General features: G+C 61.7%; 10 protein-coding genes. 4 read left to right on the forward strand and 6 right to left on the reverse strand.

Translation table 11 applies throughout. The features are described from left to right. Nucleotides 1–47: 47 nt before the first annotated feature. From PSH86_RS27200 to PSH86_RS27210, 3 genes are all read right to left on the reverse strand, one after another. Complete coding sequence (locus PSH86_RS27200) at nt 48–806, reverse strand: S9 family peptidase (protein ID WP_109756419.1); 759 nt, start codon at nt 804–806, stop codon at nt 48–50. Further along, nucleotides 796–1899 (reverse strand): DUF3182 family protein, encoded by a 1104-nt coding sequence (locus PSH86_RS27205; RefSeq protein ID WP_305486201.1) that lies wholly within the window; start codon nt 1897–1899, stop codon nt 796–798. The genes PSH86_RS27200 and PSH86_RS27205 overlap by 11 nt, the downstream gene beginning before the upstream one ends. A 333-nt stretch (nt 1900–2232) precedes the next feature. Continuing rightward, nucleotides 2233–3231, reverse strand: a complete 999-nt coding sequence (locus PSH86_RS27210; RefSeq protein ID WP_109756417.1) for a GlxA family transcriptional regulator — start codon at nt 3229–3231, stop codon at nt 2233–2235. Between the two features lie 98 nt (nt 3232–3329). On the opposite strand from PSH86_RS27210, the gene PSH86_RS27215 reads away from it, so the two are divergent. Next, entirely contained in the window at nt 3330–3884 is a 555-nt protein-coding gene (locus tag PSH86_RS27215) for a cysteine hydrolase family protein (RefSeq protein WP_109756416.1), read from the forward strand. 91 nt (nt 3885–3975) lie between these two features. Here PSH86_RS27215 and PSH86_RS27220 read toward each other — a convergent pair whose 3' ends face one another. Then, nucleotides 3976–7275 (reverse strand): AAA family ATPase, encoded by a 3300-nt coding sequence (locus tag PSH86_RS27220; RefSeq protein WP_305486206.1) that lies wholly within the window; start codon nt 7273–7275, stop codon nt 3976–3978. A 210-nt stretch (nt 7276–7485) separates the two neighbouring features. On the opposite strand from PSH86_RS27220, the gene PSH86_RS27225 reads away from it, so the two are divergent. The 3 genes from PSH86_RS27225 to PSH86_RS27235 all read left to right on the forward strand — a co-directional run bounded on the left by PSH86_RS27225 (nt 7486) and on the right by PSH86_RS27235 (nt 11207). Beyond that, nucleotides 7486–9411, forward strand: coding sequence for an MAC/perforin domain-containing protein (locus tag PSH86_RS27225; RefSeq protein ID WP_232201593.1), 1926 nt, complete (start codon nt 7486–7488; stop codon nt 9409–9411). A 186-nt stretch (nt 9412–9597) separates the two neighbouring features. Beyond that, nucleotides 9598–10452, forward strand: a complete 855-nt coding sequence (locus tag PSH86_RS27230; RefSeq protein ID WP_109756413.1) for a hypothetical protein — start codon at nt 9598–9600, stop codon at nt 10450–10452. Nucleotides 10453–10580: 128 nt separating this feature from the next. Continuing rightward, a complete protein-coding gene (locus tag PSH86_RS27235) occupies nt 10581–11207 on the forward strand; it encodes a hypothetical protein (RefSeq protein WP_176689036.1) in 627 nt (208 codons plus the stop codon). Nucleotides 11208–11333: 126 nt separating this feature from the next. Here PSH86_RS27235 and PSH86_RS27240 read toward each other — a convergent pair whose 3' ends face one another. Then, nucleotides 11334–11849, reverse strand: coding sequence for a single-stranded DNA-binding protein (locus PSH86_RS27240; RefSeq protein ID WP_024778338.1), 516 nt, complete (start codon nt 11847–11849; stop codon nt 11334–11336). A gap of 9 nt (nt 11850–11858) precedes the next feature. Continuing rightward, a complete protein-coding gene (locus PSH86_RS27245; RefSeq protein ID WP_109756411.1) occupies nt 11859–13256 on the reverse strand; it encodes an MFS transporter in 1398 nt (465 codons plus the stop codon). Between the last annotated feature and the right edge of the window lie 117 nt (nt 13257–13373).

The raw sequence follows: 13373 nt of genomic DNA on the forward strand, positions 1-13373 counted from the left end.
GTGGGAGCGAGCCTGCTCGCGATGACGCCCGCTTGAACGCCACACATCTACCGTTCCTGGATAATGCTCAACCGCTCTCCCACCACCATTTCCGTGATCCAGCCCACCAGGATCGAGGTGTAGGCCTGTTGTGACACAGGGTCGCTCAGCGCATGGTCGGCGCCGTCGATGATGCGGTGGGTCAGCGAATGGGTCTGCTGGCACGCCGCCCGGTAGCTCATGATCGTGGCATGGGGCACATGGTCGTCGGTCTCCGATTCCACCAGCAACACATCGCCGGTGAACTGCGAACACGCCTGCAAGGCACGATTGGTGCTGGCGTGTACCAGGGTGCTGCGGTAATCGAGCAGGTCGCTCTTGTCCAGGTCGCGCTTGGGCGTGTGCCATTGCTCGTCGCGGTACAGCGCCGGCACCCGCAGGGCCAGCCAGCGCACCGGGCGCAGCGAGGTCAGGATCGAGGCCAGGTAACCGCCATAACTGGTGCCCACCACGGCAATCGCCGAGGTATCCAAGGCTGGGTGGGCGAGCAAGCGGTCGTATGCCGCCAGCAGATCCCGCAGGTTGTCCTCGCGGGTGACCCGTGACAATGGGATCCCCGCCCCGCCGGTGTGCCCGCGCAGGTCGAAGGTCAGGCACACGCAACCGAGGCCGGCGATGCCTTTGGCCCGTTCCAGGTCCCGCTCCTGGCTGCCGCCCCAACCGTGCACGAATAACACGCCAGGGACTTTCGACTTGGGGCTCAGGAACGTCCCGTTCATGCGTTCATCGTCGATCTCGATCTGAATGGTTTCACTTCTAGCCGTCATAGGATTGAACCGTTACATATTTGAGAAGGAAGTCGCTGTTGTGCGCCGCGCCGCGATAGACCTCCCTGGCGCCGGTCGGCAGCGCTTGGTCGAGGTAGGTTTCCACCGAGGACACTCGCACCGCGCTGGTTTCAGGCGTTTCGACGAACACCTGCAACGCCGCCAGTTCGGCGCTGCTGGCGCCGCCCATGCGCCACGACTGCTCCAACACACCGCCACGAGGCTGGCCGGCAGCATCCAGGCCCTGGGCGATGTCGTAATTGCGCCGCGACGCAAAAAAACTCGGATAGGCCTGGTTGGCGGCGTCATCGAACACTTGCGCCAGGCGCACCGCCTCGCGCACATCGTCGGGCAGTTCGAGCCTGAGCAACTCGATATAGCCGCCCTGCACCACTAGCAAATCCGACCCGCCGTACACCTCCAACCCTTCGCTGTCGTGGGTCAGGTGCTGCACGCCGCAATAGCTCAGGACCTTGCCGTTGATGAAGCTCTGGCCGACGCTCTGGGTCTTGATCTCGTTGAGGTGCTGTTCCAGCACCACCCCTTCGCGAAACAGCGCCTGGGCGTCCGGCGCGGCGGCTATTTCATCGAACTGGGCCAGGCTCTTGATCAGCCGTTGGCCACGTCCGGCACAAGCATGGATCGGCTTGAGGCGGATGGGCCCGGTGTACAGCAAGTGCTCAGCGGCCGGGCGCGCATCCTTGAGCGAAAAAACCGTCACGCCATCGAGCACCGCGCCTCGGGTGAGCTTGGCAAACAGAGGCGACCAGCCTTTGGGTGCCACGGCGTCCTTATTCAACAGACCATGGGTAATCGCCTTGGTGCAGATAAAATCGTGCTCGACATATCCACCCCACACATCCTCCGGCCCCTTGACCGCCAGGCGCATCAAGGCCTCGGGCCCGATCAGAGTTTGCGTGGGCAATAGGTATGGATCATGACCGCCATGGGGGTCATGACTGTCGCCATACTCCCACCCCAGGATCTGTGCCAGCCACTGGGCCAGCGCACGATTGGTCTCGACCTCATGGCGCGGCGCTTGTGGATTGACCGAATAGGCCACGACCCGTTTGTTGCGATTGACTGATGTCATGCGTTGCCCTTTTTCCTGCGCTCGATGGCTGTAGATAAGGGAGGGTGCAGAGATCAGGCCAACGGGGGCATGGACAGCGGCGGGTCAGCCAAGCGGGCGTATCGTGCGCAGTTGATAGCACTTGGCCCGTTTCATTCTGCACGACATACGGTCGGCATCCCGCAAATTGCACGATGCCCAGCAGCAGACGTCACCCCCTGTGGTAAGGGAATTTATGTGGGAGCAAGGCTTGCCCGCGATGCAGGCGCTGCGGTCTTTCAGAAATTGAGGCGCCTGTTCGCGGGCAAGCCTTGCTCCCACATAGCGGGGATAAATCCCCTCGCCACAAAGGAGTCACTGCTGTTTGGGAGAACCCAGCGGGTTCACCCCAAACCTCGCCCGATAATCACTCGGCGCCAACCCGGTGATTTTCTTGAATGTCGTGCGAAAGGCACTCGGGTCCTGGTAACCGACGGTCCAGGCAATGTGGTCGATGGTGCCATTGGTGAACTCGAGCATTTCCCGGGCCTTGCCGACTCGAAGGTGCTGGCAGTATTCGGTGGGCTTGAGCCCGGTGGCGGCGCGGAACCTGCGCAGGAAGGTACGTTCCTCCAGCCCGGCCCGTTCGGCCATCGCCCCGAGGGAAACCTCTACCGCGCCGCTGCTTTGCAGCCAATGCTGGACCTTGAGAATCGCCCCGTCGCCATGGCCGAGGATAGGCGCAAAGTTGCTGCCGCACTGGCTCGCACTGTCGCTGTGCTCGATCACCAGGAACTGCGCCGTACGTGTGGCGATGCTGGGCCCGAGCAGGCGGTCCACCAGGCGCAGCCCCAGCTCCGACCAGGCCATCAATCCGGCGGTGGTGATCAGGTCGCCGTCGTCGACGATGGGTTTGTCGGCGTTGAGCTTGATCTTCGGGTAACGGGCGGCGAAGGACTTGGCCGAGGTCCAGTGGGTGGTGGCGCTGCGCCCATCGAGCAGGCCGCTTTCGGCCAGCAGGATCGAGCCGACGCACACCCCGCCCAGCACGGTGCCGCCCGCATGCTGCGCCCGCAGCCAATCCATCAGCGTTGGCGATGCCAGGTCGTCGTCGAAACCAGCGATGGAGGGCGGAATCAGCAACGCCACCAACGGACCCGCCGGGCCGGTTTCGCTGTCGAAGACCCGCCGCGGCGCCTCGTCGCTGCCGGCCTGCCAATGACTGACCCGCAGCCGCGGCAACTGCACGCTGGCGTGCTCGGCCGCGATCCGCTGGGCCACACCGAACAGATCGGTCAAGCCATGCACCGCCGCCAGTTGGGCGCCGGGGTAGATGAGCACCCCAAGTTCGGCAACTGCCCTTTGCTGCGTCATTGTCAGTTTTCCCTCGCTTATTGTCGTTGCGGCCAATCCTCGAAGCGGCGACAAAAGCCAATACTGGCCTCACACCCAATCTGATCGAGGAAGCCCCCATGTCCAAGCAAGCGCTCATCGTAGTCGATATCCAGAATGACTACTTCCCCCAGGGCAAATGGCCGTTGGTCGGTGCCCAAGCCGCCGCCGATAACGCCGCCCGCCTGATTGAAGCCTTTCGCCAGACCGGTGACAGCGTGGTGCACATCCGCCACGAATTCACCTCCGACGACGCGCCATTCTTCACCCCTGGCTCCGAAGGGGCACAGTTGCACCCCAAGGTGCTCAACCGCGCCGACGAGCCGGTGGTGCTCAAGCATTTCGTCAATTCGTTTCGCGAAACCGAACTGCAAGCCATCCTCGATCATCAGGGCATCGAGCAACTGGTGGTGGTCGGCAGCATGAGCCACATGTGCGTCGATGGCGTGGTTCGGGCGGCGGCGGACCTGGGCTACGGCGTCACCGTGATCCATGACGCCTGCGCCACCCTCGACCTGGAGTTCAACGGCGTCGTCGTGCCTGCGGCCCAGGTGCATGCGGCGTTCATGGCCGCGCTGGGGTTTGCCTACGCGAGTGTGGTGAGCACCGAGCAATTCCTGGCGGCCAATGGCTAAACACACGGCCCCTCTAAGAAATCGCAAAAAAAACCGCGCTTCGATGAAGTGCGGTTTTTGTCTCGAGTCTCTACGGTGTGCAGGGAAACGATCAAACATCCAGTACCTGCAACAACCTCGGCATCGTCGCCACGAATCCCATCTGCTGCGCTTCGCGCGCCACCCCTTTCAACTTCTCGCCGCTGGCTCGATCGGCGCTGCGCAGCCACTGCCCCGCCACATCGATCAACCGCACGTGATGGTTGATCCAGGCGCACGACGCCGACTCGGGCAACGCCGCCATCTGTTGCCCATGCCAGATCGCTTGTTCGGTATTGCCCGCCAACAGGCAGGTTTCAGCAGCGGCCACCCGAAAGCGCAAGGCATTATGGGCCAGGCAGGCCAGGGTGAGTTGGGCTTCGCCCGTCGCCAAGGCCTGTTGGCTGAGCTGCACATCCTCGCTGATCATCGCCAGGCTGCCGTAGACCCAGGGCCCGATGTAACGCTGCAGCTCGAAGCGTTCCACCAGGCTCGCCGCCTCCATGATCAAAGTCTGCGCCAGCCCGCGTTCGCCCTGGCGCAACACCACCCGCGCCAACCCTTCCAGCAGGATCGCTTCGAAACGGCTGGCACCAAGGTTGCGCGCCAGCGCCAAAGCGCAGGTCAGCTCTTGTTCCGCCAAGGCATCCTGGCCGCCCGCCACCAGCACCCAGGCCGCAGTGAGTCGCGAGAACACCTGTGCCCGATGATTGCCCAGGCGGGTGCTGCATTCGATGGCCTCCATGGCATCGCGCAAGGCTTGCTCCGGCTGGCCCAGGTAGAGCTGCGCCGAGCCACGGGCGCTGCGATTGCCCGCCTCCACGTGTGCCCAGCCATTGCGCTCGCACAGGCGTACGCATTGATCGAAAACCTCGTAGGCGGTCTGCATGCGCCCTTGTGCGTAATAGGAGTCGCCAATGCCACTCAAGGCCTTGGCCTCGGTTTGCAGGTCCCGGCCGATGCGGGCAAAGGACAGGGCCTCTTCATGGAGCCGGCGACATTCGGCGTAATCGCCCCGTGGAAAATAGATGTTCCCGCGCAAGTGATTCAGCCGCGCCAGCGCTGTATGGGCCTGCATGGCTTGGGCGATGGGCAGCATGGCCTCGATCAGGCGCTCCTCCTCGTCCAGGCAATCGAGGGTATTGAGGACAGCTGCCAACCCCAGCGCGGCCTCGATCTGATCCTGTGGTTGCTCGGCCAATGCCAATGCCCGCTGCAAATGCGCCCGTGCCTCCACGGTCTGGCCCAGGCCCGAGCACGCCTGGCCGCATAACAACGCAAAGGAAAAATTGCCCTGGGCACGCTCGGCATACGCCGAGCCTTGCCGGGCCAGGGCAAGAACGCTGTCGTACTGGCAGGCCAAGCGCTTTTCGGCCATGGCGAGCAACAGCGCGTCGAACGCCGCCGGATCGTTGGCTCGCAGCAAATGCTGGGCATAAAGCACCCGATCACGCTCGCGGTAGAGGCTCGCCACCTCACCGTGCAATTGCTCGCGAAGCAGCGTGGGCATCGCGTCGTAGAGACAGTGCATGACCAGGTCGTGAACGAACAGATAGCTGCCTGGCTCGACTTCCCGCAGCAAGCCCTGGCGCATGTCCGTCGTTGGCAGATAACCAGGCTGCCCCAGCGCTTCGCGCCACAGCGTCAGCTCGAAGCGATTGCCCAGCACGGCGGCGTAATGCAGGGCGCGACGTTGCTCGGGGGCCAGTTTGTCAAAGCGGGTCTGGACCAGATGCCGCAGACTGTCGGGAAAAACACCTTGCTGGCTGGATAACAGTTGCGTCAGGTACAGCGGATTGCCTTGGGCGCGGGCGACACATTCGGCCCGGTAGCACGGCTCGACCTCGGTAAATTGCTCCGCCAGGAGCGTGGCCTCCCGCGCCCGGATCGGCGCGATGTCGAGCAGGCTCATGGGGCTGGAGGAATGCGCACGAATCTCACCGTCCAGCGGATCACCTTCAGGGCGGGACGTCAGCAGCCAGACGATCGGTGCTTCGTCAGTAGCATCGAGCAGCTTGCCCAACAGCGTAAACAGCGCGGTATCGCCCCAGTGCAAGTCTTCGAGGCAGATCAACAAGGGCTGTTGCACCGCGACGCGCAGCAACACTTCGAGTAAAGCCTGGAACAGCCCCTGGGTACGGGCCTGGTTGCTCATCGCGCCATACAGGATCGGAGGCTCGACAGACGACACGCCCGTCAGCACTTGCAAGAACATTCGATGTTCGGCGGCCACTTTCAGGCGGGACAAGGCAGCGTCCAACAGTGACGCGCTGATGGGCGACGCGCTCCCCAGGTTGAGCAGGCTGGCCACCAGTTGGCCCAAAGGCCACAGGCTGTTGTCCATGCCGAAATCCAGCACATCGCCGCGATGGCAGGCGAAACCACGCTGCCGGGCCATTTCGAAAAACTCGCTGACCAGGCGAGTCTTGCCAATGCCCGCCATGCCGCGCACATAGACGATGTGCCCATCCTGGCATTCCTGGGTGGCCTCGATCACCGCCTTGAACTGCAATAATTCGATGGCCCGTCCCACCAAGGGGCGTGGCGCGTTTTCGTCGAGGCTGCGCGGGCGCAGGCATTTACGATAGGCCCGAAACTCATCGTCACTGGACGAAAATTCAAACCGTGCTGCGAGTTGTTCCAGCAGGTTCTGCGCAACATACACCGGCGCGTGCCCATGACGATCCAGCAGCGGCTTTTGCGCGAGCAAGGCCGGCACGACCGCAGGCTCCGTGGTTTCGGCACTCAGGCGCACAAGCCGCAGCAACAAGGCATGGCCGGGCGTGACGAAGTGTTCCCGGCTCAGCGCCAACGCGCAGAGCAGGCCCCGCTCGCTATCACTGCGATACGCTTGTGGAGAGCCGAACTGGGCGATCATCACCTCCTGCGTAATCCCCAGTGGAACGCCTCCGAACTGACGCACCAGACGCTCGATTTCCTCCGTCAACGCCGCTGCGGGCAGCCCATCGATCCGAAAGGACAGTTCAAGCACATAGCGGATAACGCTGTCATCGACCTGTTTCAGCGCCTGTTGCGCAAAGGCGGCCTGGTGCAACTCGCTCATCGTCTGTTGGATGTGGGCCAAAGCCGCCGAGGCGGGATCGCCCAGCAGCGCGCTCACATCGACCCCGAAGGCCGTCGCCAGGTGCCGAGCGGTGCGGTAAAGCACTGGCTTGCCGGTTTCGGCGCGTTTGATGGAAGCGATCGAGACGCACAAATGCCGGTTCAGGCACGCCTCGGCCAGGGTTTCCTGGCTCAGGCCATGCTGTTTGCGCAGGCCTTTCAACGACACGCCGTCCAGCAGGACACGACCATCGGATATCGAGGCATCGCGCTTGGGCAGGGCAGCAAAGGTGTTGTGTCGGGTGTCCATGTCGATAGCCCTCTACCCTGGGACAACGGCAGCCGATCGAGTGTACTCCAGCGTCTCCTCCGGATTCACGAAAAGATGGCATTTGGCCTGATACCAAACTGATACCGGACTGACACCGCTCTGGACTGTCCGGTTATCCCGCGCCTCCAGATACTCGCTCCCATCAATTGGCACCCAGTTGACACAAACCTGAACGATGAGAGAAAGGCGATGAACGATGGACTGAAGGGCAACGCAGGCGACGAATTGCGGGATATCGGCGGTTCGCAACTGCTGGGGCGTGGACTGAACCGGCTCGACTGGGCCGACGACAGCAAGGAGTGCCAGAAGGTTGGTGATACCGAGTCAGGCAAACGCGCCGTGCCGTACCGGAAAACGGCCTACAACGTGGGGAAAAACGTCACCATGTCCACGGTCGTGGCCAACGACAATTTCTCGACCGAGACGTTTTCCTCCCGCGACGAATACGAAAAGCATACCCGGACCAGTGTCGAGGCCTCCGGCAAATATGGCGCCTTTTCCGCCGGCTTCAAAGCCACCTTCGGCAGCGACATCAAGACGCTCGAAGAACGCGAAGCCGCGCTCTACAGTCACACGGTGCGGTTATGGAAACTGACCTTCGAAGTCAACCCCGCCAATGCCACTGAAGCGTTCAAGAAGCGTGTCGATGACCTGCCCAAGACCTTCGATCCAGGCAACCCGACGCCGTTCTTCAATTTTCTCGTCGATTTTGGCGTCGATATCGTCAGCGAAGTGACCGTCGGCGGCTCGCTGAACTATGCGATGACCGCCCTCAAGCACTTCCTCAGCCAGGCCAACACCCTCGATGCGATGGTCAAGGCCGAATACGGCGCATTCGTCAGTGGTAGCGCGACGACGTCGATCTCGGAAACGGTCAAGAAAAACATCGCCCATCGCAACGCCAACCTGACCACCCAGGGAGGCACGCACGCTATCGCTTTCAACGCAGTGGACCCCAGCAATTGCAACGCGGAGTTCGGCAAATGGCGTGAATCGCTGCCCGACGATCCGACGGTGGTGGAGTTGAAAATCGCGCCGGTCTATCGCTTCGTCAAGGAAGGCGAGACCCGTTCAGCCCTGGAGCAAGCCTACCAGTGGTACACCAGCTACAAAGCGGAAATTGAAGGGACTTGGCAAGAGTCGGTGGTTGTCCTCGGCCGCTCCGGACGGCAAACCACCCCCAAGGGCACGGCAACCGGCCCGGCCTTGCGAATGGTGTTCGTCGACAACAAAAGCAAGGAAACCAGCGATAGCTTTCACTACCCACCCGCAGCGACTGCATCTGCCACGGAGTTTGACCAGTTCTGGGATGCACTGGCCCTGCTGCTGAGACAAAAAAGCGGGCATAAATTGCTCCTGGCCACCGAGCGCTGGCCGCGCGACTCACGCTACTACCCGGGGTACGCCATGCGTGAAGCCCTGCTGTCCAATGGCGCCAGTGAGGTTTCACTCAAGCGCTGGGAAACGCTGACCAAGCACATGCAACCCAACCCGTTGTCCGGCCTGACCTATGTACTGGCGGGCAATGACGTCGAGGCGCCCGGTGTCGATGGACTCATTGCCGGTTTTGGCCAGGCGGGCAAGGATCTCAACCCGACGGTGAAGATCAAGGCGCGTCTTGCCCACGACTCGTTCGGCAAGGTCAAGCTGGTCAAAATGGATAAGACCGAGGAAGACCCTCGCACCGCCTTGTACATCGTGCGTAACAATACCGGCGACAAACCGGCACTGGCGGTCGATTCGCAAAACAAAACCCGTATTGCCATGCAAACGCCCGACAGGCACAACCCCGGGCAATTCTGGTACATGCCCGAGCTGGAAAAACCTTATCCGGAAATCAACCACCCGGTCCTGTTGATCAATTACGAGACGGGGGCCTGTTTGCAGGGCATGCACGACCAGGGCGACTGCCGGCTCAAGCCCATCGAGCCGGGTCGCCAACAGGACGATGTCATTTGGGACCGGCGCGGCGATGAGGTGTTTCACCTGTTGATGGTCTACTACTGGATGGACGCTTTGTGCCTGACCCAGGTTGAAAAGCGCGCCGCCGTCCGGCCTTGGCGCCAGCCTCACGGCATGGATTGGTTACGCGAGCCGCATCGTCCGTATAGTTGATAGCCGATAGTTACCCCCTGTAGGAGCGAGCTTGCTCGCGATAGCGGTGGTTCAGCGTGCTTCAATGTTGAATGTGCCGCCGCCATCGCGAGCAAGCTCGCTCCCACAGATTCATGATTTGATTGACTGGTATTGGGCGACAGAACGCCCTTCCTCTAGCCCTCTTGCGTGCGTGGTCCCTATCCGATGCAAGTCTTCAACTGTGTCCCCTTTATCGGCGACGGCGTGGAAACAGCGCTCGATCCCCGTCGCTTCCCCTATCTGTTCAACGATCATGGGTTGGCACAGCCGAGTGCCCAGGTGCGTGGCAACCTGATCCCGCTCAACCCCGAGAACCCGGCCCTGTCCCTGGGCACTCGCTACTCCGGCATCAGTTGGAGGGACCGTGAGGTTCCCACGAGCACCGGTTCCTACTGGATCAAGACGTTCGATTTCCACGCCAGCGAAGTGCACTACGAACCGATCTGGGCAACCCGGGAAACGGCGCAAGCCTTCGGCATGACCCTGCTCGGCAACGGCGAATGCCTGCACTTCGAGTACGACCAACTGATCCTGGGCCAATACACCTATGGCAAATGGGCCGGCCACCAATCGCCCTACCTGGGCCCGGCGCGCCAGCGCGAACTGCTGACCTACAACCCGACCGACCTTGAATACCACAACTTTCCCCACGCGTTTTTTTCCCGATACGGGCGCTTGCCGCTGGTGATCAGCGTCGCCCGCTGGCGGCCCGCGTCGAGGGAGATTCATTTGGCCGACCTATGGGTCAAGCCCGGCGATGCGCTGGTCCTGCCGCCCAAGCATTACCCTGACATTGCTCCCAGTGACGCCCTTGGCGTCGAAAACTGGCCGGCCGTCGTGGACATGCATGGCAATCGAAACTCGGCATTGGCCTGCTGGTTCGGGGACGGTGAGGACTGTTTGCTGACGGAGACGATCCTGGCCAATTCAACCTTGATGAACTCCCCCCAGGGCAAACCGCACTATCACGAAGAGAAGACGCCGACGCGGCATGAGTTGCCAGCCAATTATCGTCCTTGAAAGGCGTGGGCATGGGACAAAACAGCCCCCGGGGCTTACGCGCCCTGGGGCCATGGTGATTTTTACTAGGCATATTTGAGCAATAACGATAAGAATGGCCAGGTAGCGTCCCCCCAAGAGCCAGCCGCATGAAACGCACTCCCCCGTCGCGCCTGGTCTGCTCCCCGGGCCCGACCGACACCGTCGCATCGGCACCACCGCATCCCCCCACCTGGGATTACCCAAGCGAAATCCCCAGGACGGGATACCTGGGTACCATGTTGTACACCGTGGCGTTATTGCTTGCCTTGCCGCTCTACGGGTTGGCGGTGTTATCGATCAACCTGTTCTACGACGGACGAGGCCTGCCGAGCATTCATACAAAAGTGCTTGAAGACCCTCTGGTCTTGACGCTCATGTTCGTCAGCGCATTGGTGGCCATGGGCGTCATTCGCTGGCTCGCCGCCGGGCCTGAAGTGCTCGGCTTCTGTTTTGACGAAGACCAGCAATGCCTCACCTTCACCCAACGGCGCCCGGCCCGAGAAGCCAGCGAAGTATGTGTGCCATACAGCGCCATCCACTCCATCAGGCCCTACATGGCGAATGCTTTCGCCAATGGCTGTCACTTTGAGGTGTGCTTCGCCGGGGACAATGGCAAGCCGATCGAACGTCGATTTTGGGTGCATGTACCGGTGCAGGACATGGCGTTCCATGCCGCGTGGTTGAGGCAATCAGTTGGCGAGAGGATGCATGAAGTCGTGGTCTTGGATTTGTGAGCGGCCGAAGTTGCCCATTTCTCAAACCACGAACATACCTGCCTGTGCCAAATGCCCAATAAAAAGCCCCAAGCGCAGAACGCTTGGGGCTTTTCAGGAACTACCTGGGCAATTCCCAAGTAGGAATCAGAACGGAATATCGTCATCAAAGCTGTCGAAATCCGGAGCCGGTTGCGGCGCGGCCTGTTGTGGGGCCGGGCGTTCGCGTTGTGGCTGTGGAGCGGACTGCGGACGAGGCGCCTGCTGACGCGGAGCCGACTGCTGGTAGTTGTTGCCACCTTGTTGCTGGTCGCCCTGTGGACGGCCACCCAGCAGTTGCATGGTGCCTTGCATGTCGACCACGATTTCGGTGGTGTAGCGCTTGATGCCGTCTTTTTCCCACTCGCGGGTCTGCAGCTTGCCTTCGATGTACACCTGCGACCCCTTGCGCAGGTATTCGCCGGCGATCTCGGCCACCTTGCCAAACATCGACACGCGGTGCCACTCGGTCTTCTCGACCTTCTGGCCGGTCTGCTTGTCGGTCCACTGTTCGCTGGTCGCCAGACTCAGGTTGGTCACGGCGTTGCCGTTGGGCAGGTAGCGAACTTCAGGATCCTGGCCGCAAGTACCGACCAATATGACTTTGTTAACCCCACGGGCCATAACGTTCTCCTAGGCTTCGCACGTGGTCGGGGCCGGGTTGTTCACCAGGCGCTCGAGCGTCGCGCGATCCAATAATTCGGTGTCGAGTTTGATATACACGGCCGCCTCGTCGGCGACCACCACTGCATCGGTTACTCCAACGACGGCCTTCAGACGCTCGGTCAGGCCAGCCTCACGAATCGCCTCGGGCGATAAGGGCAAGCGCAGGCTCGTCACATAGGGAGGTTCGCGCATGGTAACAGCAAAGGCCAGCCAAAGTGCAGCCAGCGCGGCACATCCCAGGAACACAACCGACAAACCGCCATGCTGGAACAGCCAGCCACCGAGGATCCCGCCCAGTGCCGAGCCGAGGAACTGGCTCGTGGAGTAGACCCCCATCGCCGTACCCTTGCCGCCCGCCGGGGAAACCTTGCTGATCAGCGAAGGCAGCGAAGCCTCCAGCAGATTGAACGCGGTGAAGAACACCACGGTGCCAATCACCAGGGCCCGCAGGCTATCGCCGAACTGCCAGAAGAATAGCTCAGTGAGCATCAGCGTCACGACGGCGCCGAGCAAAACTCGTTTCATTTTGCGTCGTTTCTCGCCATAGATGATGAAGGGAATCATGGCGAAGAACGAAATCAGCAGCGCGGTCAGGTAGACCCACCAGTGCTGCTCCTTGGGCAGGCCGGCCTTCTCGACCAGGGCCAGCGGCAGGGCTACGAAGCTGGACATCAGCATGGCGTGGAGCACAAAAATACCCAGGTCCAGGCGCAACAGGTCCGGGTGCTTGAGCGTCGGGATCAACGCCTGGCGCGCCACCCCGGACTCACGGTGCTGCAACGGCCCGGTGGCACGCGGCACCATGAACGCGACGATCAGGATCCCTACCAGCGCCATGGCCCCGGTCGCCAGGAACAGGCCCGACAGGCCAAAGGCACGGGTCAGCAAGGGACCGACCACCATGGCCACGGCGAACGACAGGCCGATGGTCATGCCGATCATGGCCATGGCCTTGGTCCGATGTTGTTCGCGGGTCAAGTCTGACAACAGCGCCATGACGGCCGCGGAAATGGCCCCGGCGCCTTGCAGGATTCGTCCGGCGATCACGCCCCAGATCGAATCGGCATTGGCCGCCAGCACACTGCCGAGGGCGAAGACGATCAGCCCCAGGTAGATGACCGGACGTCGGCCGATTCGGTCGGAAATGATCCCGAACGGGATCTGGAAGATCGCCTGGGTCAGGCCATAAGCGCCAATCGCCAACCCGATGAGGGCCGGGGTCGCGCCCGCCAGGTCCATGCCATAGGTCGCCAGCACCGGCAACACCATAAACATGCCCAGCATACGGAAGGCGAACACCAGGGCCAGACCGCTTGCTGCGCGTGTCTCGCCGCTACTCATGCGTTCGCTGTGGGGATCTTGCATGGAAAAACCTCATGTGAACCGGCGGCGATTCTACCAGTCCCATCGATTGAGAGGGTATATGGCGACCGTTTGCCGCGCAGTCTTCATGTATGGCTGCAAACTCACTTTCAATAGTGT

The organism is Pseudomonas sp. FP2300 (genome assembly GCF_030687595.1).
Lineage (GTDB): Bacteria > Pseudomonadota > Gammaproteobacteria > Pseudomonadales > Pseudomonadaceae > Aquipseudomonas > Aquipseudomonas bijieensis.